Source organism: Roseomonas sp. F4 (genome assembly GCF_053891155.1).
In genome coordinates this window covers 449,849-471,090 of record NZ_JBSSHK010000004.1, presented here as the reverse complement: position 1 = coordinate 471,090, position 21,242 = coordinate 449,849, and the positions used below count along the sequence as shown (strand labels likewise).

Sequence of the window (21,242 nt, the reverse complement as noted above, 5' to 3'; positions counted from 1 at the left end):
GGGCGGGTCTGATGCAACGCCGCAGCCTTCTGGCGCTGGGCGCCCTCGCCGCCGTGCCCCGCGCGGCGCGGGCTCAGCCGCCCGAGATGTTCGAGATGGCGGAGCCGGCCGGCCAGCCCGGCCCGATGCGGGTTTTCCTGCACCGTCCCGCCGATTGGCGGCGGGAGGGACGGGCGATCATCGTGCTGCACGGATTGCAGCGCGATGCCGACCGCTATCTGACGCAATGGATCCCGCAGGCCGAGGCCGCCAACCTGCTGCTGATCGCGCCCGAATTCTCGCATGCGAAGTTTCCGACCGTCGCCTCCTACAACTGGGGCAATGTCGTCACCCAGGACGGGGTGCCGAACCCGCCGGAGGCCTGGACCTTTGGTGTCATCGACCGGGTCTGGGACGCGGTGCGTGCCCATACCGGGACGACACGGGATGGCTTCGCGCTGTTTGGCCATTCCGCCGGCGCGCAATTCGTCCATCGCTACCTGATGCTAGCGGAGACCAGCCGGGCGGAGACGATCGTCACCGCCAATGCCGGCTCCTACACCATGCCGGTGCGGGACGTGGCCTTTCCCTTCGGCCTCGGCGGCACCACGGTGGAGGATGCACGGCTGGCGGCGGCCTTCGCGCGGCCCGTCACGGTGCTGCTCGGCGCGGATGACGTGGACCCGAATCACCGCTCCATCCCGCGCCAGCCCGGCGCCATCGCCCAGGGGCCGCATCGCCTGGCGCGAGGCATGCGCTTCTACGCGGAAGCCCGTGCCGCGGCCGCCCGGCTGGGCGTGCCCTTCCACTGGCGGCTGGAGACGGTGCCGGGCGTGGGCCACGACAATGGCGGCGTGGCGCGACGGGCGGCAGCCATCGCCGCGGGGTAATTCCCGAGAGTTGGGACTCAGCCGGGATGTCCCTCGCGCGCGGCCTCCGCGATCAGGTTGCGCGGGTTCTCCCGCAGGGCCAGTCGCGCCAGCAGTGACAGCGCGGCGGAGTAATACTCCGTGCCACGGGTGATGCCCGGCAGTGGGCGCGGCACGGCGCGGTGCTGGTGACTGGCCAGTGTCACCTCCGCCACCGCCTCGATCCCGGCGGGGGCGATATAGGGGGCGAGATGGCCGGTCCGAAGGTCGGCCCAGGCGGGCCGGCCCGCCGTCCAGGGGCCGGTCCAGAATTGCGCGGAGGCGCGCAGCGCCGGCTCCGTCCCCATCCCCGCCCAGGCGAGGTGGAGCGGCACCCGCACCGCGTCATAGGAAAAGCGCGCCGGCCATCCCGCGGCCGGCTGGAGCTGACCACCACGGCGGCTGATTTCCACCCAATCCGCCGGCAAGCCCCAGCGACCGTAGCGCGCGCCGCGCAGAAGTTGCTGGCCGTCATCAATCAGCCGGCCCCAGATCCGGTCCGGCAGCGCCCGGTTGAAGGCGGCCAGCGCCGGGAAGCAGTAGTAGGACGGGTTCACCACCACCCGGTCGGCATGGTTGAAGCCGAAAGCAGCCGGCAGCAGCAGGCAGCGCCCCTCCACCTCCACCACCAGCTTTTGCAGGATGGTCTGCGCCATGCGCTGGCCGTCGCGCCGCCAGCCGGCCTCCTGCCAGCGATCCGCGGCGCGCAGCAGCGCCCAGGCGATATAGAGGTCGCCATCGGTGGCATTGTTGCTGTCCTCCACCTGCGGCCGCCCCTCCGGGCGGAAGCGCCAGGCATGCAGCCCGTCCGGACGCCGCAGATGGGTGCGCGTCCAGCGCAGCACGCGCTCGAAGGTCTGGCGGTCGTCGAAGGCCTCGGCGAAGAGCAGGGCATAGCCCTGGCCCTCGCTGTGGGAGATGCCGCCATTGCCATCATCCACCACCCGGCCATCCAACGTGATGAAGCGGTCGCTGAACAACCGCCATTCGGCGGCGGGGTCGTCCTCGGCCGCTGCCGGCGAGGCCGGCACCCAGGACTTGCCGCAGGCGGGCGCCAGCACCAGGGCGGCGGTGGTCAGGGCGAGCAAGGCACGACGGGCCATCGGTGAAAAAGTCGGCCGGGGGGTCGCGGCGGCGGCTGGCGATTCGGCGAGCATCAAGGCGGTCTCCAGGGGGCGCGGATCACCCGTCCCGCCCAACGGGGCGCGGAGGGGCCGCTTCAGGTCTCGGGATCGGGCGCGTGGGCGCCCGGGGTATCAGGTGCCGCGGATCAGCAGCCGGGCGCGCAGGGCGCCCTCGGGCAATGGCCAAGTATCCAGCCTGCCGCCCTGCAGGGCGACCAAGTGGCGGGCGATGGCCATGGTCATGTGGCGCAGACTTGCATCCTCCGCCTCCGGCGGCGGTGACTGCGGGCGGATCATCAGATCCAGCCGCGCCTGGCCGGCGCCGGCATCGATCGACAGTTCGGCCAGCCCCGTGCCGGGCTTCGGGCCCAGTGCCAGCCCCGCCAGCAGCGCCATGGCGCGAACCAGCCGGGTGCTGTCCAGCAGGAAGGCCGGGTCCGCATCCGGCTGCAGGATGATGCGTCGGCCGCAGCGCAGGCCCAGCGCGGAAAGCCGCAGCGCCACGGCATCCAGCAGGCCATGCACCGAGATCGGCGCGCGCTGCGGCTGGAGGGCACCGACCTCCAGCGCCGCGATGTCCATCAGTTCGTCCAGCAGGTCGAGCAGGCGGCTGGGCGCGCCGGAACCGGCCTCCGCCTTCGGCACGGCACGCAGCAGGTCGCCGAGCGGGCCGTGCAGATCGCGGGCGATCGCCTCGATGCCATGCCCCGCGGCGTCCAGCCGCTGCGCCAGGCTGTGCAGCAGGGCCTCCGCGGCGCGGGTCGGGTCGAGCCGGGGGGCAGGGACGACGGTCAGGGGCGGGGCAGGGCGCCGCGGGGCGGGGCGGGGCGCCGGGATCGGGGGGAAGGGGTGCGGGCCGGGGGTGGCCGGCCGCTGGCGCGAGGCGGGGTCGGTGGCGTTCCAGCCCGGCGCGCTCCAGCGCGCCCTCGCGCCCCGGTCGCGTCCCAGCGAGATCCCGCGGCGCAGCGCCGCGCGGGCCAGGGCGTCCTGCACCATGCGCGCCAGGTCGGCACCCCGCATCGGCTTCTGCAGCAGGCCAAAGGCGCCAAGCCGCGCCGCCGCCATGCCATGGGCGGAGGAGGCGTAGCCCGTGACCAGCACCACCTCCAAAGCCTCCGCCTCCGTCCTGCCCCGCAGCGCCGCCTCCGCCAGGGCCAGCCCATCCATCGCCGGCATGCGGATGTCACTGACCAGTGTCGCCACGTCCGGCCGGCCAGCCAGCAGGGCGAGTGCCGCTGCCGCCGAGCTGGCGGAGAGCACGTCGAGGCCGCGCCGGCCGAGCGCGCCGGCCAGTTCCTCCAGCACCTCCACCTCGTCATCCACCAGCATCACCGAAAGTCCGGCAAGGCTTTGCAGGCGCAGCGACGCCGGGCTGGGGGCGCTGCCAAGGCTGATCGGCATGTTCATCGCACGGCTCCGTCTCGCAGGTCCTGGCAGGGCGATCCGGCAATCCGGCACCGTCCCTGGAAGGCGGAGAGATGAATGAGACGTTAACGCGTCGCCGTGGTGTCGCCTTTTGCGGAATGATTTATGCCTTTTTCTGAGACGGCCGCTCGACGTCAGCCTTTGTCCTCGGTTAACCTCCGCGTCGGCGAACGTCTCCATTTGTGGACTGCTCGCCCATCCCGGGAGACATTCCATGACGTTGAGGACGATGGCCGCTCGCCTTGACGTCGCGGATGCTGAACCACGCAGCCGGGAGACCATGGCGATGGGGCAGGCGCTGCTGCCGTTGGTGCTGCTGGCGGATGACGAGCGGGAGCTGACCGATGAGATGGCCGCCTATCTGGCGCGCTACGGCCTGCGCACCGTCGTCGCCAATTCCTTCCAGGCGGCCCTGGCCATCGTCGAGACGCAGCGGCTGGATGCCATCATCCTCGACCAGCGGCTGGGGCCGGTGGACACGCTGCCGCATCTGCCGGAGCTGCGCGCGCGCACCAATGCGCCCATCCTGATCGTGACCGGCAACCGGGAGGAGACGGACCGGGTGCTGGGGCTGGAGCTCGGCGCCGATGACTTCCTGGTCAAGCCGGTCTCCGGCCGTGAACTGGTGGCGAGGCTGCGTGCGCGAATCCGCCGCCCGGCGGGCATGGCCGCCGCGCCGGTGCATCGCGACCGCTGGCGGTTGCAGCCGGTGGAACGCCGGCTGCTGCGGCCCGACGGCAGCCTGCTGGAGCTGACCGGCTCGGAATTCGACCTGATGGCCGCCCTGGCCGCCAAGCCCGGCGAGGTGCAGACGAGGGAAGTGCTGACCCAGCAGGTCTTCCGCCGCACCTGGCGCCCGGGCGACCGGGCGGTGGACAATGCGGTGCTGCATCTGCGGCAGAAGCTGGCGCCGGAACTGGGTGAGCGCTGCATCATCACCATCCGCCAGGTCGGCTACGTCTTCATCGGTTTTCCGCAGTAGCCCATCTACGCGCGGCCAATCCGCGCGACGGGCGGCGACAAATCACCCGCTTGTGTCGCCGGCCCCCGCGCGCCTGTCGCGAGGGCGGCCGTCCCGCGCTTGCGGCAGGACCTCGCAGCGGCGACACAGGGTCGGCCCCCGATCTGCATTCCAACCAGCATCAGGCGCCGATCGGCGGGGCAGGCGGAACGGAACAGGTTTCATCGCGTTCCGCCTCCTCAATCAGGGGAAGATCATGGCGGCCAGCATGGCGGACGGACGGAGCGCGGCGAACCAGCCGGGGACGAACCAGGTTGGGACGGACCAGGCTGCAACGACCGGGGCGGGGGCATCCCAGGCAGGCAGGCAGGAGCAGGCATGGGACCTGGCGCGGGCGCCCTTATGGTGGCGCGACGCCGTCATCTACCAGCTCCACCCAAAATCCTTCATGGACGGCAATGACGATGGCATCGGCGACTTCGCCGGGCTGATCTCCAAGCTGGATCACGTCGCGGGCCTCGGCGCGGACGCGATCTGGCTGCTGCCCTTCTACCCTTCGCCCCGGCGCGACGATGGCTACGACATCGCCGAATACACCGATGTCCATGCGGATTACGGCAAGCTCGCGGATTTCCGGCGTCTGGTGCGTGAAGCCCATGCGCGCGGGCTGAAGGTGATCACGGAGCTGGTCATCAACCACACCAGCGACGAGCATCCCTGGTTCCAGCGCGCCCGCCACGCGCCGCCCGGCTCCTGGCAGCGGGACTTCTACGTCTGGTCGGACGATCCGAATCGCTATGACGGCACGCGGATCATCTTCATCGACACGGAGAAGTCGAACTGGGCCTGGGACCCGGTTGCCAAGTCGCATTACTGGCACCGCTTCTACAGCCACCAGCCCGATCTGAATTTCGACAATCCCCGCGTGCTGGAAGCCATCCTGCGCGTCATGCGCTTCTGGCTCGACCTGGGCGTGGACGGGTTGCGGCTGGACGCCGTGCCCTATCTGGTGGAGCGCGACGGCACCAACAACGAGAACCTGCCCGAGACCCACGCCATCCTGAAGCGCATCCGCGCGGCGCTGGAGGATCGCTACCCGAACCGCATGCTGCTCGCCGAGGCCAACCAATGGCCGGAGGATGTGCAGGAGTATTTCGGTGATGGCGACGAGTGCCACATGTGCTTCCACTTCCCGCTGATGCCGCGCATGTACATGTCGGTGGCGCAGGAAGACCGCTTCCCGATCACCGATATCCTGCGCCAGACGCCGGAAATTCCCGATGGCTGCCAATGGGCCGTCTTCCTGCGCAACCACGACGAACTGACGCTGGAGATGGTCACCGATTCCGAGCGTGACACGCTCTGGTCGGTCTATGCGGCGGATCGTCGCGCTCGCCTGAACCTCGGCATCCGCCGGCGCCTGTCGCCGCTGATGGAGAATGACCGTCGGCGGATCGAGCTGATGAACGGGCTGCTGCTGTCGATGCCCGGCACGCCGGTGATCTATTACGGCGACGAGATCGGCATGGGCGACAATGTCTTCCTGCGCGACCGCGACGGCGTGCGGACGCCGATGCAGTGGTCGCCGGATCGCAATGGCGGTTTTTCCCGCGTCGATCCCGCCGCGCTGGTCCTGCCGACCATTCAGGACCCGATGTATGGCTATCAGAGCCTGAACGTCGAAACCCAGGCGCGGGACAGCCACAGCCTGCTGAACTGGACGCGCCGCATGCTGGCGGTGCGGCGTCGCAGCCAGGCCTTCGGCCGCGGCGCGATGCGGCTGCTCTATCCCGGCAATCGCAAGGTGCTCGCCTATCTGCGCGAGTATGAGGGCGATGTTGTGCTGTGCGTCTTCAACCTCTCCCGCGCCGCGCAGGCGGTGGAGCTGGACCTGTCGGCGCTGGCCGGCCGCGTTCCGGTGGAGATGCTGGGTGGCACGCCATTCCCGCCCATCGGCGGCCAGTCCTATGTGTTGACCCTGCCGCCCTATGCCTTCCACTGGTTCCTGCTGGCGGAAGGCGCGCAATTGCCGGCCTGGCATGTCGCCGCGCCGCAACCGCTGGCGGAGCTGCGTACCCTGGTCGGGCCGGCCGATATGAAGGCCGGCGGCGCGCAATCCCTGATCGCCGAGGCCCGCCGGGTGCTGGAGCGGGAGGTGCTGCCGGAATGGCTGCATCGCCGCCGCTGGTTCGGCGCCAAGAACCAGACCTCCGAAAACCCTCCGCATTTCGCCTATGCCGTGCCCTTCGCCCTGTCGCCGCTGATGATCCTCGCGGAGCTGGAGGTGGATGGTGCCCTCTGGTCACTGCCCATGGCGCGCATCGGCGTGGAGGAGGAAAGCCTGCCGGCCGGGCAGCTCGCCTTGGCGCGGCTGCGCCAGGGCTCCCGCGTCGGGCTGTTGACCGACGCCATGGCGGTGGACGGCTTCGTTCGCGCCGTGCTGGCCGCCTGCCGCAATGGCGACAGTGTGGAAACACCGAAAGGCGCGGTGCGCTTCACGGCTACCGAGGCGCTGCGGGCCATGGACCTGCCGGACGTGCCGGATGTGCGACGCCTGGGGGTCGAGCAATCCAACTCCACCGTCATCATCGGCGAGCAGGTGGTGATGAAGCTGTTCCGCCGCGTGCTGCCCGGCCGCCATCCGGAATCGGAAATGGCGCGCCACCTGACCGCCGCCGGCTATCCGGGCACCCCGGCCTTGCTGGGCGAGGTGGTGCGGGTGGATGCGCAGGGCGTGCCGCATACGCTGATGGTCCTGCAGGCCTTCAGCCGCAACCAGGGCGATGCCTGGGGCTGGACGCTGGACTGGCTGGCCCGGACCGTCGATGACGCCGCGCTGACGGAGTCCGAACCCGACGACCCTTTGGCCGGCTACCTGCCCCTGGCTGAGGCCATCGGCCGCCGCCTGGCGCAGCTGCACCTGGTGCTCGCCCGCCCCTCGGAGGATCCGGATTTCGCGCCGGATGCCGCCGATGCGGCGATGGTGACGCAGTGGGTCGAGCAGACCGCGGCGATGCTGGACAGGGCCTTGGCATATCTCTCCGCGCCCGGGCTGGAAGGGGAGGCGGCGCGGCTGGCAGAATGGCTGACGAGCCGGCGTGAGGCACTGCTCGCGGCGCTGCGCGCCAACCCGCCGGACCCGGCATCGCTGATGGCCACCCGCATCCATGGCGACTTCCACCTGGGCCAGGTGCTGGTTGCACCGGGCGATGCGGTCATCCTGGATTTCGAGGGTGAGCCGGCGCGGTCGCTGGATGACCGCCGGGCGAAATCCAGCCCCTGGCGCGATGTCGCCGGTCTGCTGCGCAGCCTGGATTATGCCGGCGCGGTGGCGACGGCGACGGAGGAATCCGGCTCCGCCACCGCCGCGCCGACCTCGCGCCGCTCGGCGCTGATCGCGCGCTGGCGGGTGGCGGCGGAGGCCGCCTTCCTCAGCGCCTACAACACGGCCTGGGAGGCGGAGGCCGGGCCGGTGCCGGCCGGGGCGGCGGCGGCGCTCGACCTCTTCCTGCTGGAAAAGGCGGCCTATGAGGTGGGCTACGAGATCGCCAACCGCCCGGCCTGGCTGCCGGTGCCGCTGCGTGGGCTGGTGACGATCGGGGCGCGGATGCTCGGGGAGGATGTCTCCGAGCCGGGATGATGGTCCGCAGGCCCGGCTTTTGCTTATGCTCGGGCCATGAGCGCCACCTCCATCGCCTTTCTCCTTAACGGGCGGCAGGTCCACCTGCCGCCCGGCACCTCCCCCACCACCTCGTTGCTCGATTGGCTGCGCGGTCCGGCGGCCCTGATGGGCACCAAGGAAGGCTGCGCGGAGGGTGACTGCGGCGCCTGCACCGTGGTGCTGGAGGGGGCGGAGGGCAGCCGCACGCCGATCAATGCCTGCCTCGCTTTGTTGGGCCAGATGCACGGCCGCGCCATCCGCACGGTGGAGGGCCTGCGCGGCGCGGATGGCGCGCCGCACCCGATCCAGCGGGCCATGGCCGAGAGCGACGGCACGCAATGCGGCTTCTGCACCCCCGGCATTGTCATGACCGCCTGGGCGCATGCGCGCCAGGGCGGGGAGGTGCATGAGGCCCTTGCCGGCAACCTGTGCCGCTGCACCGGCTATCGCCCGATCCTCGATGTTTTTGCCGGCCTTGCCGATGACGGCATGGCGGCGCCTGAACCGCTGCCAGCCGAACCGGCGCGCTTCGAGGCACCGGGCCAGGTGTTCCATCGGCCGGTGATGCTTGATGCCTTGCTGGCACTGCGGGCAGCGCATCCGGACGCTTGGCTGTTGGCCGGGGGTACCGATCTCGGCCTGCGCGTCTCCGACCATCGCGAAAGGCCGGCGGAGGTGATCTGCCTGCTCGGCGTGCCCGAACTGCACGCGCTGCGGGCGACGGAGGACGCGCTGGAGGTCGGCGCCGCGCTCCCCTATGCCGCGCTGCTGGAGGCCTGCCGGCATGAGGCAGGTTTCGCACCGCTTGTCAGCCTGCTGGCACGGCTCGGCTCGCGGCAGATCCGCGGGCTGGGCACGCTGGGCGGCAATCTCGGCACGGCCTCCCCCATCGGCGATGCGCTGCCGCCGCTGCTGGCGCTGGGGGCACAGGTGACCTTGGCCTCGCTGCGCGGGCGGCGGCAGATTGCGGTGGCGGATTTCCTCAAGGGCTATCGGGTGAACGATCTGGCGCCGGATGAGGTCATCCTCTCCGTCATCCTGCCGCGCCGCGCGCCCGACGATCTGTTTGTCTGTGAGAAGGTCAGCAAGCGCCACGACCAGGACATCGCCACGGTCGGTGCCGCCTTCTGGATACGGATGGAGGCGGGGCGGGTGGTAGAGGCGCGGCTGGCTTTCGGTGGCGTCGGCCCCATGGCCGCCCGTGCGCCGCGAGCCGAGGCCGCGCTGCGCGGCCATCCGCTGAACGCCGCCACGCTGGGGGAGGCCGCTGAAGTGCTGGCGGAGGAGATCGCGCCGCTGTCGGATTGGCGCGGCACGGCCGCCTATCGGCTGATGGTGGCACAGGGGCTGCTGCGGCGCCTGGCGCTGCGGGGCTCGAACCCCGACCTGCCCGCGGATGTCGCCAGCTATGCGGTGTGCCCATGAAGGGCGCCGCCCTGCGCCATGACAGCGCGCTGAAACACACGACCGGCGAGGCCCGCTTCGCCGATGATGCGGCGGAGGCCGCCGGCACGCTGCATGCGGCGCTGGTGCTCTCCCCCATCGCCCATGGCCGGCTGCTGGCGCTGGACGATGCGGCGGCGCGGGCGATGCCGGGGGTGGTCGCCGTGCTCGGCCCGCGCGACGTGCCGGGCCAGAACGACATCGCGGTGAATGAGCCGCTTTTCGCCGACGGCTTGGTGGAATTCGCCGGCCAGCCCTTGGCCCTGGTCGTCGCCACCAGCCGCGACGATGCGCTCCGCGCCGCCGCCGCCATCCAGGCCGAGATCACGCCGCTGGAGCCGGTGCTGAGCATCGAGCGGGCCTTGGAGCTCGACCAGCATGTGGTCGCGCCGCAGGTCATGACGCGCGGCGACGCGGCACGGGCCATCGCCGCGGCGCCGCGCCGGATGGAGGCGGAATTCCGCGCCGGCGGGCAGGAGCACTTCTACCTCGAAGGCCAGATCGCCCTCGCCACGCCGGGGGAGGATGGGGAGATGCTCGTCGTCTCCTCCACCCAGCATCCCTCCGAAGTGCAGCATGTGGTGGCGAAGGTTTTGGGCGGCGCCTGCCACCGCGTCACCGTCACCTGCCGGCGCATGGGCGGCGGCTTTGGCGGCAAGGAGAGCAATGCGAGCTGGGTCGCGGCGGCGGCCGCCCTGGCGGCCCAGGCCACCGGGCGGCCGGTTAAGCTGCGGCTGTCGCGGCGGGCCGACATGATCGCCACCGGCAAGCGCCATCCCTTCCTCTACCGCTGGACCGCCGGCTTCGACGAGCAGGGTCGTATCCTGGGCCTGACCGCCTTGCTGGCGGCTGATGGCGGCTGGTCCGTCGACATGTCGCCGGGTGTCGTCTTCCGCGCCATCACCCATGCGCTGAACTGCTGTGACGTGCCGGATGTGGCGATCACCGGCTGCGCGGTGAAGACCAACACCGTCTCTCACACCGCCTTCCGCGGCTTCGGCGGCCCGCAGGGCGCGCTGCTGATGGAGGATGTGGTGCATCGCGTCGCCGCCGCCTGCGGCCTGCCGCCGGAGCTGGTGCGCGCGCGCAATTTTTGCGGCGCGCCGGGCAATGGGGAGGAGACGCCCTATGGCCAGAAGGTCGAGGGCGACCTGATCGCCCGCGTCTGGGCCGAGGCCCGGCAGGACAGCGATTGGGACCGGCGGCGGGGGGAGATCGCGGCCTTCAACGCGGCGCATCCCACGCTGCGGCGTGGCCTGGGCTCCATGGTGCTGGCCTTCGGCATCTCCTTCGGCGTCATGCATCTGAACCAGGCCGGCGCGCTTGTGCATGTCTATGCCGATGGCTCCATCCGGCTGAACCATGGCGGCACGGAGATGGGTCAGGGGCTGTTCGTGAAGGTGGCGCAGGTGGTCTGCGACGTCTTCGGCGTCGACCTCGACCGCATCGCCATCACCGCGACCAGCACGGCGGAAGTGCCGAACACGGCGCCCACCGCAGCCAGCACCGGCAGCGATCTGAACGGCTGGGCCGCGCACAATGCCGCCGAGACGATCAAGGGCCGGATGGCGGAGGTGGCGGCGACCCGCTTCGGCATTCCGGCCGACCAGGTGATCTTCGCCGACAACCGCGTCTGGGCCGAGCGCGTAGGTGGCAATGTCTTCCTGGAGTTCAGCGAACTCGCGAGACTCTGCTTCCTGGAACGGGTTTCGCTGTCCTCCACCGGCTTCTACCGCACGCCGGACATCCATTGGGACCGCGCGACGATGCGCGGCAATCCCTTCTTCTACTTCTCCTACGGCGCGGCCGCGTCGGAAGTCATCGTCGATACGCTGACCGGCGAGCATCGCTGCCTGCGCACCGACATCGTGCAGGATTGCGGGCGCAGCCTGAATCCGGCCGTCGATCGCGGCCAGATCGAGGGCGCCTTCGTGCAGGGCATGGGCTGGCTGACCTGCGAGGAGCTTTGGTGGGACGCGCAGGGCCGGCTGCGCACGGTGGGGCCCTCCACCTACAAGATCCCCGGCTCCCGCGACGTGCCGCCCGTCTTCAACGTGCGGCTGCTGGAAGGCGCGCCGGCGCGGTCCGAGACCATCTTCCGCTCCAAGGCGGTGGGGGAGCCGCCGCTGCTGCTGGCGATCAGCGTCGCCAATGCGCTGAAGGACGCGATCGGGGTGGAGGCGTTGGACCTGCCTGCCACGCCGGAACGCATTCTCATGGCGCTGCACCGGAAGGCCGGGACCGGCGGCTGGAGCTGAGGTGATCCTGCTACCGCTACCGATCCTGGCGTGATGGGCCGCCATCGCGGTTTCCCAGCACGTCCAATGACGTCAGGAAATCGAGGAAGACCCGCAGCTTCGGGCTTTTCGATCCCTCCGGCGGAAAGACGGCGTGCAGCGCGATGGGGCCACGCGGGGCGTCTGGCATTAGGTCCAGAAGCTCACCCCGCTCCGCCGCAGAGCGACAGAGGAAGGCGGGCAGCCAGGCCGCACCCGCCCCCGCGGTGACCAGGCCATGGCGGATGATCGGGTCGAGCACCTCGATCCGCTGGACCGGAGTCCCTGCTTCGAAGGCGATGACGTTGCGGTACTGGCCCAGCGGCGCATCTTCCGCGATGCCCGACACCCGCAGCCGCGCGGCGGCCTCCTCCGGCGCCAGGCCGCCCAGTGCGGCGGGGGTCACATAAAGGCGGAGCTCGCTGGTGCCGATGCGTCGTGCCAGCAGCGAACTGTCCTCCAGCGGGCCGACGCGGATCATGACATCCGTCTCGGCCGCCGCCGCGCCGACCGGCACCGGTGAAACGTCCAGCACCAGCTTCACGCCGGGATGGGCTGCCAGGAAGGCAGGCAGATGCGGCGCCAGGAAATGCGTCGCGAAGAGATGCGGCGCATTCACCCGAAGCACCCCCTGCGGGGTCTCCAGCGCCGCCTGGACCGCTGCCGCCGCGCCATCGATCAGGGCTGCCACCTGCGCGGCATGCGCCAGCAGCACCCGGCCGGCGTCGGTCAGGCGGACTCCCTCCCGACCCCGTTCGAGAAGCCGCGCCCCGGCCTCATCCTCCAGCCGCGCCAACTGCCGGCTGATGGAGGATTTCGGGCGGCGCAGCACAGTGGCCGCACGCGAAAGGCTGCCGGCCTCGGCGACGCGCAGGAATAGGCGAAGATCTTCGCTGTTCAAGGCGCCGGCCCGTTCCCATCCGGGAACGGCCCGTCCCACTTCCGCGCCGGCGACGGCCTTGCGGAGCGCCCTACCTCTCGGCTCGTTGAAACAGCCAAGGACCCGCTCCCCATGACCCATCCCGCGCTTCGCCGCATGACGCCGGACAGTGCCGTTGTCGTCTATGTCGACTACGTCACCGGCCTCGACAATCTGATCACCACCATCCCCGGCCGCCAGTTCCGGAACAACATCCAGGCCTATGCCAAGTTCAGCGCGTTGTTTGCCATGCCGACGGCGGTCTTCGGCGAGGAGAACGGCTATTACGGCACATTCCTGCCCGAGATACGCGCCCTGATCGATGCGGGGGCCGCGACCTTCCCGCGCACCACGCCATCCGGCTGCACCAGCGCCTTCATGGCCTGGCTCGCGGCGACGGGAAGGCGGGATGTGATCATTGGCGGGATCTCGATCGACAATTGCACGCTGCACACGGCGCTGGACCTGCTGCGGGCGGGCTACAACGTGCAGGTCGTGACCGACGTGTCCGGCAGCAACAGCAAGCTGGCCGAGGATATGGCCATCCAGCGCCTGGCCGCGGCGGGTGCGGTGAATGCGGGGTGGCTGAACACGTTGACGGAACTGGGCACCGATTTCGCGGGGCCGTTCGGGGGCGGCATGATGGGCATCATCCGGCAGCACTGGCCGGCCTCCACCGTCGGGACTGTGCAGGACACCACGCCAGACGGGCGTGGGATGCAATTGCCGGCCGGGTAAGAAATTCTGCCCAGGAACTCGGTGATTCACAGTGCGATCATGCTGTAGGATCGGCCGAAGCCAGGGGAGATAGTCATGGCCAGGGCCGAAATCCGTGCTTTCTTCGACCAGCCGACGAACACCGTCTCCTACCTTGTGTGGGACCCGGCCACGAAGCACGGCGCGGTGGTGGACCCGGTGCTCGATTGGGACAATCGGAGCGGGGAGGCAGACACGACCTCCGCCCAGGCGCTGCTGGACGCGGCGAAGGCGGAGGGTGTGACGCTGGACTGGGTGCTGGAAACCCATGTCCATGCCGATCACCTGACCGCCGCCCCCTGGATCAAGCAGCATAGCGGCGCGCGGATCGGCATCGGCGCCGGTGTGAAGAAGGTGCAGACCATCTTCCGACCTGTCTTCGGGCTGGAGGACATGACCCCCGAGGGCGGTGACTTCGACCATCTGTTCGAGGATGGCGAGCGCTTCCGTATCGGCGGGCTGGAGGTGGAGGTGCTGCATGTGCCGGGCCACACGCCAGCCTGCGCCGCCTACAAGATCGCGGACGATGTCTTCGTCGGCGACACGCTGTTCATGCACGACTACGGCACCGCCCGCGCCGATTTCCCCGGTGGCGATGCACGCACGCTGTACCGTTCCATCCACCGCCTGTTGGCCCTGCCGCCCGAAACCCGGCTGTGGATGTGCCACGACTACAAGGCGCCGGGCCGGGACCGCTTCGCCTGGCAGTCCACCGTGGCTGAACAGCGCGCTCACAACCCGCATGTGAAGGATGGCCAGACGGAGGAGGATTTCGTCGCCTTCCGCACCGCCCGCGACGCGAAGCTGGCGGCACCGACTCTGCTGCTACCCTCCATCCAGGTGAATATCCGCGCCGGCCGCTTCCCGGCGGCGGAGGCCAATGGCGTGCGCTACCTGAAGATCCCGGTGAAGCCGAAGACCGCCGAGGCCGCCGCCGGCTTGTCCTGACCGCCGCCGGCCCGCATCCTGACCAACGGATACGGGAGGAATGGGCAATGCAACTCGGCATGGTCGGGCTCGGGCGCATGGGCGGCAATCTGGTGCGGCGGCTGATTCGCGCCGGCATCGACTGCGTGGTCTGGGACCGCGACCCCGAGGTGGTGGCAAAGCTGGCGGCGGAGGGGGCAACGGCGGCCAAGGATCTGGAGGATCTGGCCGGGAAACTGGCCGAGCCCCGCGCCGTCTGGGTCATGCTGCCGGCGGGGGAGGCGACGGAAGACGCGATCCACCAGCTCTCCAGCTTCCTGGCCTCCGGCGATGTCGTGATCGATGGCGGCAACGGCATGTGGAAGGACGCCATCCGCCGTGCCGAGCTGCTGCGCGACGCCGGCATCGACATGCTGGATATCGGCACCTCCGGCGGTGTCTGGGGCCTGGCGCGCGGCTACTGCCTGATGATCGGCGGGCCGGCGGAACAGGTGGAACGGCTGGACCCGGTGTTTCGGGCCTTGGCGCCGGGCGAGGCGGCCGCCGGCCCCACGCCGGGCCGCAGCGCCGAAGCCGACCCGCGCCCACCACAGGGCTACGTCCATTGCGGCGCCAACGGCGCCGGGCATTTCACCAAGATGGTCCACAATGCCGTCGAATACGGGATGATGCAGGCGATGGCGGAGGGGCTGGAACTGCTGCGCCAGCAGGGCAGCGACGCCGTGGCGCCGGAATTGCGGCTCGACCTGCCTGTGCCCGATATCACCGAGGCCTGGCGCCGCGGTTCCGTCGTCGCCTCCTGGCTGCTGGACCTGACGGCCCAGGCGCTGGCGGCGGATGGGGAGCTTTCCAGCTATTCCGGGCGGGTCGGCGACAGTGGGGAGGGGCGCTGGGCGGTGCAGGCGGCGATCGAAAGCGCGGTGCCGGCGCCGGTGCTCTCCGCCGCGCTCTATTCCCGCTTCCGGTCACGGCAGGAGGCGCCCTTCGCGGATCGGTCGCTATCGGCCATGCGGAACGCCTTCGGTGGGCATCTGGAGCCGAAATGAGCCATCTTGTTCTGGTGATGGGCGTTTCGGGCGCGGGGAAATCCACCGTCGGGCCGCTGATCGCGGATCGGCTGGGGCTGCGCTTCGACGACGCGGACAGTTTTCATCCGCCCGCGAACGTCGCGAAGATGAGCCGGGGGGAGCCGCTGGATGATGACGACCGCGCGCCCTGGCTGGATGCCATCGGCGCGCATCTGGCGGCCCATCGCGGCCGGGGCTGCGTGGTGACCTGTTCCGCCCTGAAGCGCGCCTATCGCGACCGCCTGCGCGCGGCGGCGCCCGATCTACGGCTGGTCTTCCTGCAAGGCGACATGGCCCTGGTCGCGGCGCGCCAGGCGGCGCGCCAAAACCACTTCATGCCGGCCAGCCTGGTGGCCAGCCAATTCGCCACGCTGGAACCCCCGGCGCCGGAGGAAGGGGCCGTGCTGCTGGATGTCGCGGCGACGCCGGACGCGCTGGCAGCGGAGGCCATTGCCCGATTGGGCGTTTAACGCCGCCCGGAAAAGGCGCAGGCTGGGCGGACACCGCCACGGGACGCCGCATGCGCATCCTGATCCTCGATGGCCATCCGGATCCCGACCCAGGCTGCCTGGTCCATGCGCTGGCCAATGCCTATGCCGAGGGCGCCACCGCGGCCGGGCATGTGGTGGCACGGCTGAACGTGGCGCAGCTCGATTTGCCGCCATTGCGCAGCACCACGGAATGGGAGGCCGCGCCCTCCGCGGAGGTAGCGGCAGTGCAGGCGGCCTTCACCGCGGCCGAGCACATCGTCATCCTCTACCCGCTCTGGCTCGGCGATATCCCGGCGGCGCTGAAGGCGCTGTTCGAGCAGGTGATGCGCCCTGGCTTCGCCTTTCCGCGCGGCGCGCGAGGCCTCAATGCCGGGCTGCTGCGCGGGCGGTCGGCTCGGGTGGTGGTGACGATGGGGATGCCGGCCATTCTCTACCGGCTGTTCTTCCGCGCCCACAGCCTGCGCAGCCTGGAGCGGAACCTGCTGCAATTCGTCGGCATCCGCCCCGTGCGCCGGACCCTGTTCGGCAACGCCGCGGGGCGCGACGAGGCGACGCGGCAGGGCTGGCTGGCGACCATGCGACGGCTGGGCGCCGCCGCCGCCTGACCTATCCCACCCGCCCCAACCGGCCCACCTCTCGCAGCAGGGCCACCCAGGCGGCGAAGCCCTCGGGGATCGCGCTTTCCCGCCAGTTCTCGTCCGGCGCATGAAAATCCTCATCCGCCGTGGCGAAGGAGAACATGACGGTGTGCAGGCCGAGCACGCGCTGCACGATGTCGCTCAATGGCAGCGTCGCGCCCATGCGGACACGCAAGGGGGCGGTGCCGGTGGTCTGGGTCAGCGCGGCCTCGGCGGCCAGCAGCAGGGGGTGGTCGCCGGGGACCTCGGTGGCGCGGCTGCCCTCCCGCAGGCTGCGGATCTCCAGCGCCAGGCCGGGCGGGCAATGGGCGCGCAGATGGCGGGAGACGGCTTCGACCACCGCCGCCGGGTCCTGCCCCGGCACCAGCCGCATCGATAGTTTCGCGAAGGCCTGGTGTGGGATGACGGTCTTGCCGCCGGGGCCGGTATAGCCACCCCACATCCCATTCACCTCCAGCGTCGGCAGCAGCCAGAGCCGTTCCAGGAAGGCGGCGGTGGACAGGCCGGAAGGCGCGGCGCCGATGCTGGCATCGTGCGCCGCCACATCGAAGGGAATCGCTGCGAGCTGCGCGCGCATCGCCGCATCGGGCGGTGTCGTGCCATCGGCGAAGCCGGCGACGGCGATGGCACTCTGGGCGTCGTGCAGCGTCGCCAGCAGCCGCGCCATGGCCTGGGCGGCATTCGCCACCACGCCGCCATAGCGGCCGGAATGCAGGTCCTTCCCCGCGCTGCGCAGCGACAGCTCCAGTGCCGTATTGCCGCGCGTGGCGACGGTCAGCGTCGGCATGTCGGCCCGCCAGCGTGCGCCATCGGCCGAGAGCACGGCATCCGCGGCGAACCAGGTGCGGTCCTGTTCCAGGATCTTGGCCAGTGTGGCGGATCCGACTTCCTCCTCGCCCTCCAGCAGGATGGTGACGTTGCAGGGCAGTTTGCCCTCCACCGCCAGGAAGGCGCCCAGCGTCTCGATGGCGAGAAGGGAAGGGCCCTTGTCGTCGGAAACGCCGCGCGCATACAGCCGGCCGCCGCGGGGCGTGAGCTGGAAGGGGGGCGAGGTCCAGGCCTCGGCCGGGTCGGGCGGCTGCACGTCGTAATGGCCATAGACCAGCAGCGTCGGCGCCTGCGGCCCGGCGCCATGCCATCGCGCGGTGACGGCGGGGTGACCGCCGGCCGCCACCTCCCGCACCTGTTCGAAGCCCAGCGCGACGAGGCGCGCGCACCACCAGTCCCGCGCCTCCGCCATGCCGGGGGCAAAAGCGGGGTCGGTGGAGACGGAGGGGCAGGCGACCAGGGCGGCGAGGCGCGCGACGAAGGGGGTGCGATGGGCCAGAAGGTGGTCGAGGACCGGATCACTCATGCCAGCAGCGCCGCAAAAGTCTCGGGGGATTGGGCGCGGCGGCCGGTCTCAAGATCGGCGATCAGGGCGCAGAGCTTTTTCATGACGGGCACGGGGATGCCCTTCTCCGCCGCCAAGCCGGGCACCAGCCCAATCTGTGCATCCGCTTCCGTTTTGCGGCGGCGGACAGCCAGGTCGCGCCAGATGCCGGAATGGGTCTTGGCGCCGACCGCGTTGAAATCGCGCAGCCAATCCACCACGGCCGCACCCTCCGCATCCGGCACGCCGGGGGCGAAGGCCATCGGCTTGAACTCGCCAAAGCCACGCGGCGTCACGCCATGGGCCAGCGCCGTGGCGACGACTTCCCGGCCCAGCGCCAGCCAGACGGGCAGGCGCGCCGGATCGCCGAAATTGGCGCTCATGCTGTCATTGTTCAGCGCGGTGGCGAAGAGCATCGCGCCATAGGCCATCTTGCCCCAGAGGTAGGACCAGATGTCGTCGGTGAGGATCGCATCCGGCTCGAATTCTCGGGCGAGGGCGAACATCGCCTCCGTCCGCGGGCGGGTCACGCCATCCAGCTCGCCGATCACCACGGCGCTGCGGTTGCCGAACAGGATCTGGCCGGGGCCGTGCCAGTCGGCGCCGAAATTGACGAAGCAGCCCATCACGCGATCGGCGCCCAGGGCGCGGGACAGGGTGATTTCGTTCAGCCCGTTCTGGGCGGAGAAGACGAAGCCATCCGGCGCCAGGTGCGGCGCCAGCATGGGGATGGCGGCTTCGGTGGCCTGGGCCTTCACCGCGAGGACAATGCGGGAAAACGTGCCGGTGAGCTCCGCCGGCGTCACCGCGGGGATCACCTGCGTGAACTCGGCGACCGGGCCGGTGATGTGCAGGCCGGTGGTGCGGCAGGCCTCGACATGTTCGGCGACGGTGTCGACCAGCAGCACGTCATGCCCGGCGCGCGCCCAGAAGGCGCCGAGCGTGCCGCCGATGGCGCCGGCACCCCAGATGACTATCGGGTCTGCCATGGTCCCTCCAGCGCTTCGCGGGTCTCGGCCACGCCGATCTCCCAGATGGCCTGCATGGTTGTGTCGTCGATCTGCCACGGGCCGCCGAAGGCGCCGTCGCCGAGGATTTCCCGCGTCTGCGCGGGGCCGCTCGCCTTCATGCGCGCCAGGTCCGGGATAGGCTTGCGGCCCTCGGGCGCCGGCGCATGGGGCAGGCGGGTCCAGGGATAATTCTCGAACCAGTTGCCGTGGCTGGCGGAGGCGTCGGCGGCCATGGCCGCGGCCCAGACGCGCGGTGTGTTGTACCAGTTGTGGAATTTGAGGCTGAGGCCGGGCGTTTCCGCCATCATCTCCTGCAACAGCGCGGCGACGGGCGCATTGCCGCCATGGCCGTTCACCACCATCACGCGCCGGAAGCCCGCGCGCGTGACGCTGGTGATGAGGTCGCGCATCACCGCCAGCAACGTTTCCACACGCAGCGAAATGCTGCCTGGAAAGGCGGCGAAGTAGGGCGCGAGGCCGAAGGGCATCACCGGAAACACCGGCACGCCGAGGGGTGCCGCCGCTTCCCGCGCGACACGCTCCGCCAGGATGGCATCCGTCGCCAGGGAAAGCTGGGCGTGCTGCTCCGTGCTGCCCAGCGGCAACACACAACGGTCATCGAGGCGCAACCGCGCCTCGATATCCTTCCAGTTATGCTCAGCGATGTTCATCAGCGCGTCGGCACGATGTCTATCGCCAGGGTGTCCTCATCCGTCCGTGCCCGCACCAGGTTCACCCGGTCCCGCCGCATCGCCCAGGCGGAGCCGACGGAGGCCAGCGGCATGCCGACGCGGTCCGTGGTGAACAGCGTGGCGATCTGCTGCAACAACTCTTCCCGCTTCTTGTCATCCAGCTCGATGGAGGCGGCCTGGATCAGGCGGTCCATCTCCGGGTTGGAATAGCCGTGCCAGTTGAAGGCACCGAGGCGCAGGGCCGGGTTGTTGGTGTGCGCGTTGGACGAATAGTAGTAGTTCGCCTCGCCGGTCAGCGTGCCCCAGCCGGCCATGATGTTCGAAAGCTCGCCACGCGCGCGGGCCGGGAAGATGACGGCGGCGGGCTGGCCGGCGGCCTGCACCTCGATGCCGATGCGGGCAAACATCTGGGCCAGCGCGGTGCCCACACCGTTGTCGCCCGGCAAGCGGTTGTTGGTGAAATTCAGCACCATGCGAAAGCCGTTGGGGTACCCGGCCTCGGCCAGCAGCGTGCGGGCGCGGGCCAGGTTCGGGGTCGGGATGGGGATGTTCGGGTTGAAGCCGAAGATGCCGGGCGTGACCATCTGGCCCTGCGGCGTGCCGAGGCCCTCCATGGCGATCTCGGCCAGGGCCTTGCGGTCGATGGCGAGGTCCATCGCCTCCCGCACCCGGATGTCGCGATAGGGATTCGTGTTCAGGCGCGATCCGTCGCGGGCGGTGACCTGCGGCGTGCTCTCGCGCAGGTCGAGCTGCAGGTTGAAGACATAGACGGTATCCGCCTTCACCACCCGCAGCGCGCGGTCGCGCTCCAGCGTCGAGACATCGGCCGCCGGCACGCGGACGATCATGTCCACCTGTCCCGTGCGCAGCTGCGCGACGCGGGCGGCGTCGTTCGGGATTTCGCGGCGCACATGCCGCGCCCAGGGCTGGCGGCCGCCCCAGTAGCTGTCGTTGCGCTCCACCACGAACTGCTCCCGCGGCGTCCAGGAGACGAAGCGGTAGGGGCCGGTGCCGATGGCGGCGCGGCCGGTGTTGAAGGCCTCGTTGCTCGTCTCCGGCGTCAGGCTGGCGGTGGCGCGGGCCGAGGTGATGAAGACGCGAATGAAGTCGTTCGGCAGGGTGGGCGCCGGCCCGTCCGTGATGACATGCAGCGTATGCGGATCGACGATGCGCAGGTCCTTCACGCTGCGGACGTAGATGCGCGTTGGGTTCGGGCCCGAAAGGACCTGCATGCGGCGGATGGAGGCGACCACATCCTCCGCCGTCATCGGGCTGCCGTCATGGAAGGTGACACCCTGGCGTAGCTTGAATTCCCAGGTCGTGGTGTCGATCGGCCGCCAGCTTTCGGCGATGCCGGGTTCCAGCTGAAGGTTGTCGCCGCTGGTCACCAGCGTGTCGAAGACATGCTTCAGCGCCTCCGCATGCGTGCCGGTGGCGGTGAAATGCGGGTCCACCCCCTCCGGCCCCGCGCGTACGCCGAGGTTCAGGGTCTGGGCACCGGCGGTTCCTGCCAGCATCAGGCCGGTGGTGGCGGCCAAGGCGAGGCGTCGGAAGGTCTGGGTCATTCTTTTCGTCCCCGGGGAAGCGTCCTGT

Annotated in this window: 17 protein-coding genes; 10 read left to right on the top strand and 7 right to left on the bottom strand. The window is 70.3% G+C overall.

Translation table 11 applies throughout. The annotated features are described in order from the left end of the window. The first annotated feature begins 11 nt into the window (after window positions 1-11). A complete protein-coding gene (locus ACVFYP_RS18645) occupies window positions 12-869 on the top strand; it encodes an alpha/beta hydrolase family protein (protein WP_499201706.1) in 858 nt (285 codons plus the stop codon). Window positions 870-886: 17 nt separating this feature from the next. Here ACVFYP_RS18645 and ACVFYP_RS18640 read toward each other — a convergent pair whose 3' ends face one another. Continuing rightward, window positions 887-2,044 (bottom strand): family 8 glycosyl hydrolase, encoded by a 1,158-nt coding sequence (locus ACVFYP_RS18640; RefSeq protein ID WP_499201705.1) that lies wholly within the window; start codon window positions 2,042-2,044, stop codon window positions 887-889. Between the two features lie 99 nt (window positions 2,045-2,143). Then, on the bottom strand, window positions 2,144-3,418 hold the full coding sequence (locus ACVFYP_RS18635) for a response regulator (RefSeq protein ID WP_499201704.1): 1,275 nt from the start codon (window positions 3,416-3,418) through the stop codon (window positions 2,144-2,146). Between the two features lie 247 nt (window positions 3,419-3,665). Between ACVFYP_RS18635 and ACVFYP_RS18630 the strand changes: the two genes are divergently transcribed. From ACVFYP_RS18630 to xdhB, 4 genes are all read left to right on the top strand, one after another. After that, entirely contained in the window at window positions 3,666-4,418 is a 753-nt protein-coding gene (locus tag ACVFYP_RS18630; RefSeq protein WP_499201703.1) for a response regulator transcription factor, read from the top strand. Between the two features lie 427 nt (window positions 4,419-4,845). Next, window positions 4,846-8,037 carry a maltose alpha-D-glucosyltransferase gene (gene treS, locus ACVFYP_RS18625; protein WP_499201702.1) on the top strand — a complete coding sequence of 1,064 codons (3,192 nt, stop codon included), beginning with the start codon at window positions 4,846-4,848 and terminating at the stop codon, window positions 8,035-8,037. Window positions 8,038-8,073: 36 nt separating this feature from the next. Beyond that, on the top strand, window positions 8,074-9,483 hold the full coding sequence (locus ACVFYP_RS18620; RefSeq protein WP_499201701.1) for an FAD binding domain-containing protein: 1,410 nt from the start codon (window positions 8,074-8,076) through the stop codon (window positions 9,481-9,483). Beyond that, window positions 9,480-11,759 (top strand): xanthine dehydrogenase molybdopterin binding subunit, encoded by a 2,280-nt coding sequence (gene xdhB, locus ACVFYP_RS18615; RefSeq protein ID WP_499201700.1) that lies wholly within the window; start codon window positions 9,480-9,482, stop codon window positions 11,757-11,759. The genes ACVFYP_RS18620 and xdhB overlap by 4 nt, the downstream gene beginning before the upstream one ends. A 16-nt stretch (window positions 11,760-11,775) precedes the next feature. Here xdhB and ACVFYP_RS18610 read toward each other — a convergent pair whose 3' ends face one another. Further along, window positions 11,776-12,678 carry a LysR family transcriptional regulator gene (locus ACVFYP_RS18610; protein ID WP_499201699.1) on the bottom strand — a complete coding sequence of 301 codons (903 nt, stop codon included), beginning with the start codon at window positions 12,676-12,678 and terminating at the stop codon, window positions 11,776-11,778. A 111-nt stretch (window positions 12,679-12,789) separates the two neighbouring features. Here ACVFYP_RS18610 and ACVFYP_RS18605 point away from each other — a divergent pair, with 111 nt between their 5' ends. From ACVFYP_RS18605 to ACVFYP_RS18585, 5 genes are all read left to right on the top strand, one after another. After that, window positions 12,790-13,434 (top strand): isochorismatase family protein, encoded by a 645-nt coding sequence (locus ACVFYP_RS18605; RefSeq protein WP_499201698.1) that lies wholly within the window; start codon window positions 12,790-12,792, stop codon window positions 13,432-13,434. Between the two features lie 75 nt (window positions 13,435-13,509). Next, window positions 13,510-14,400 (top strand): MBL fold metallo-hydrolase, encoded by an 891-nt coding sequence (locus ACVFYP_RS18600; protein ID WP_499201697.1) that lies wholly within the window; start codon window positions 13,510-13,512, stop codon window positions 14,398-14,400. 47 nt (window positions 14,401-14,447) lie between these two features. Then, window positions 14,448-15,425 (top strand): phosphogluconate dehydrogenase (NAD(+)-dependent, decarboxylating), encoded by a 978-nt coding sequence (gene gnd, locus ACVFYP_RS18595; protein WP_499201696.1) that lies wholly within the window; start codon window positions 14,448-14,450, stop codon window positions 15,423-15,425. Next, a complete protein-coding gene (locus ACVFYP_RS18590) occupies window positions 15,422-15,916 on the top strand; it encodes a gluconokinase (RefSeq protein ID WP_499201695.1) in 495 nt (164 codons plus the stop codon). Before gnd ends, ACVFYP_RS18590 begins: the two co-directional genes overlap by 4 nt. Window positions 15,917-15,966: 50 nt before the next feature. Further along, complete coding sequence (locus tag ACVFYP_RS18585; protein WP_499201694.1) at window positions 15,967-16,542, top strand: NAD(P)H-dependent oxidoreductase; 576 nt, start codon at window positions 15,967-15,969, stop codon at window positions 16,540-16,542. Window position 16,543: 1 nt separating this feature from the next. Here ACVFYP_RS18585 and ACVFYP_RS18580 read toward each other — a convergent pair whose 3' ends face one another. From ACVFYP_RS18580 to ACVFYP_RS18565, 4 genes are read right to left on the bottom strand one after another with little or no spacing between them, the layout of a single operon-like run. Next, window positions 16,544-17,929 (bottom strand): M20/M25/M40 family metallo-hydrolase, encoded by a 1,386-nt coding sequence (locus ACVFYP_RS18580; protein ID WP_499201693.1) that lies wholly within the window; start codon window positions 17,927-17,929, stop codon window positions 16,544-16,546. Further along, on the bottom strand, window positions 17,926-18,936 hold the full coding sequence (locus ACVFYP_RS18575; RefSeq protein ID WP_499201692.1) for a ketopantoate reductase family protein: 1,011 nt from the start codon (window positions 18,934-18,936) through the stop codon (window positions 17,926-17,928). The genes ACVFYP_RS18580 and ACVFYP_RS18575 overlap by 4 nt, the downstream gene beginning before the upstream one ends. Continuing rightward, on the bottom strand, window positions 18,921-19,628 hold the full coding sequence (locus ACVFYP_RS18570; protein ID WP_499201691.1) for a creatininase family protein: 708 nt from the start codon (window positions 19,626-19,628) through the stop codon (window positions 18,921-18,923). The genes ACVFYP_RS18575 and ACVFYP_RS18570 overlap by 16 nt, the downstream gene beginning before the upstream one ends. After that, on the bottom strand, window positions 19,628-21,214 hold the full coding sequence (locus ACVFYP_RS18565; RefSeq protein ID WP_499201690.1) for an ABC transporter substrate-binding protein: 1,587 nt from the start codon (window positions 21,212-21,214) through the stop codon (window positions 19,628-19,630). Before ACVFYP_RS18565 ends, ACVFYP_RS18570 begins: the two co-directional genes overlap by 1 nt. Window positions 21,215-21,242 lie beyond the last annotated feature (28 nt).

Excerpts from the sequence above, each read along its gene's own strand:
- ACVFYP_RS18645 (WP_499201706.1), top strand. The coding sequence starts at position 12 with ATGCAACGCCGCAGCCTTCTGGCGCTGGGCGCCCTCGCCGCCGTGCCC.
- ACVFYP_RS18640 (WP_499201705.1), bottom strand. The coding sequence starts at position 2,044 with ATGCTCGCCGAATCGCCAGCCGCCGCCGCGACCCCCCGGCCGACTTTT.
- ACVFYP_RS18635 (WP_499201704.1), bottom strand. The coding sequence starts at position 3,418 with ATGAACATGCCGATCAGCCTTGGCAGCGCCCCCAGCCCGGCGTCGCTG.
- ACVFYP_RS18630 (WP_499201703.1), top strand. The coding sequence starts at position 3,666 with ATGGCCGCTCGCCTTGACGTCGCGGATGCTGAACCACGCAGCCGGGAG.
- treS (WP_499201702.1), top strand. The coding sequence starts at position 4,846 with ATGGACGGCAATGACGATGGCATCGGCGACTTCGCCGGGCTGATCTCC.
- ACVFYP_RS18620 (WP_499201701.1), top strand. The coding sequence starts at position 8,074 with ATGAGCGCCACCTCCATCGCCTTTCTCCTTAACGGGCGGCAGGTCCAC.
- xdhB (WP_499201700.1), top strand. The coding sequence starts at position 9,480 with ATGAAGGGCGCCGCCCTGCGCCATGACAGCGCGCTGAAACACACGACC.
- ACVFYP_RS18605 (WP_499201698.1), top strand. The coding sequence starts at position 12,790 with ATGACCCATCCCGCGCTTCGCCGCATGACGCCGGACAGTGCCGTTGTC.
- ACVFYP_RS18600 (WP_499201697.1), top strand. The coding sequence starts at position 13,510 with ATGGCCAGGGCCGAAATCCGTGCTTTCTTCGACCAGCCGACGAACACC.
- gnd (WP_499201696.1), top strand. The coding sequence starts at position 14,448 with ATGCAACTCGGCATGGTCGGGCTCGGGCGCATGGGCGGCAATCTGGTG.
- ACVFYP_RS18590 (WP_499201695.1), top strand. The coding sequence starts at position 15,422 with ATGAGCCATCTTGTTCTGGTGATGGGCGTTTCGGGCGCGGGGAAATCC.
- ACVFYP_RS18585 (WP_499201694.1), top strand. The coding sequence starts at position 15,967 with ATGCGCATCCTGATCCTCGATGGCCATCCGGATCCCGACCCAGGCTGC.
- ACVFYP_RS18580 (WP_499201693.1), bottom strand. The coding sequence starts at position 17,929 with ATGAGTGATCCGGTCCTCGACCACCTTCTGGCCCATCGCACCCCCTTC.
- ACVFYP_RS18575 (WP_499201692.1), bottom strand. The coding sequence starts at position 18,936 with ATGGCAGACCCGATAGTCATCTGGGGTGCCGGCGCCATCGGCGGCACG.
- ACVFYP_RS18570 (WP_499201691.1), bottom strand. The coding sequence starts at position 19,628 with ATGAACATCGCTGAGCATAACTGGAAGGATATCGAGGCGCGGTTGCGC.
- ACVFYP_RS18565 (WP_499201690.1), bottom strand. The coding sequence starts at position 21,214 with ATGACCCAGACCTTCCGACGCCTCGCCTTGGCCGCCACCACCGGCCTG.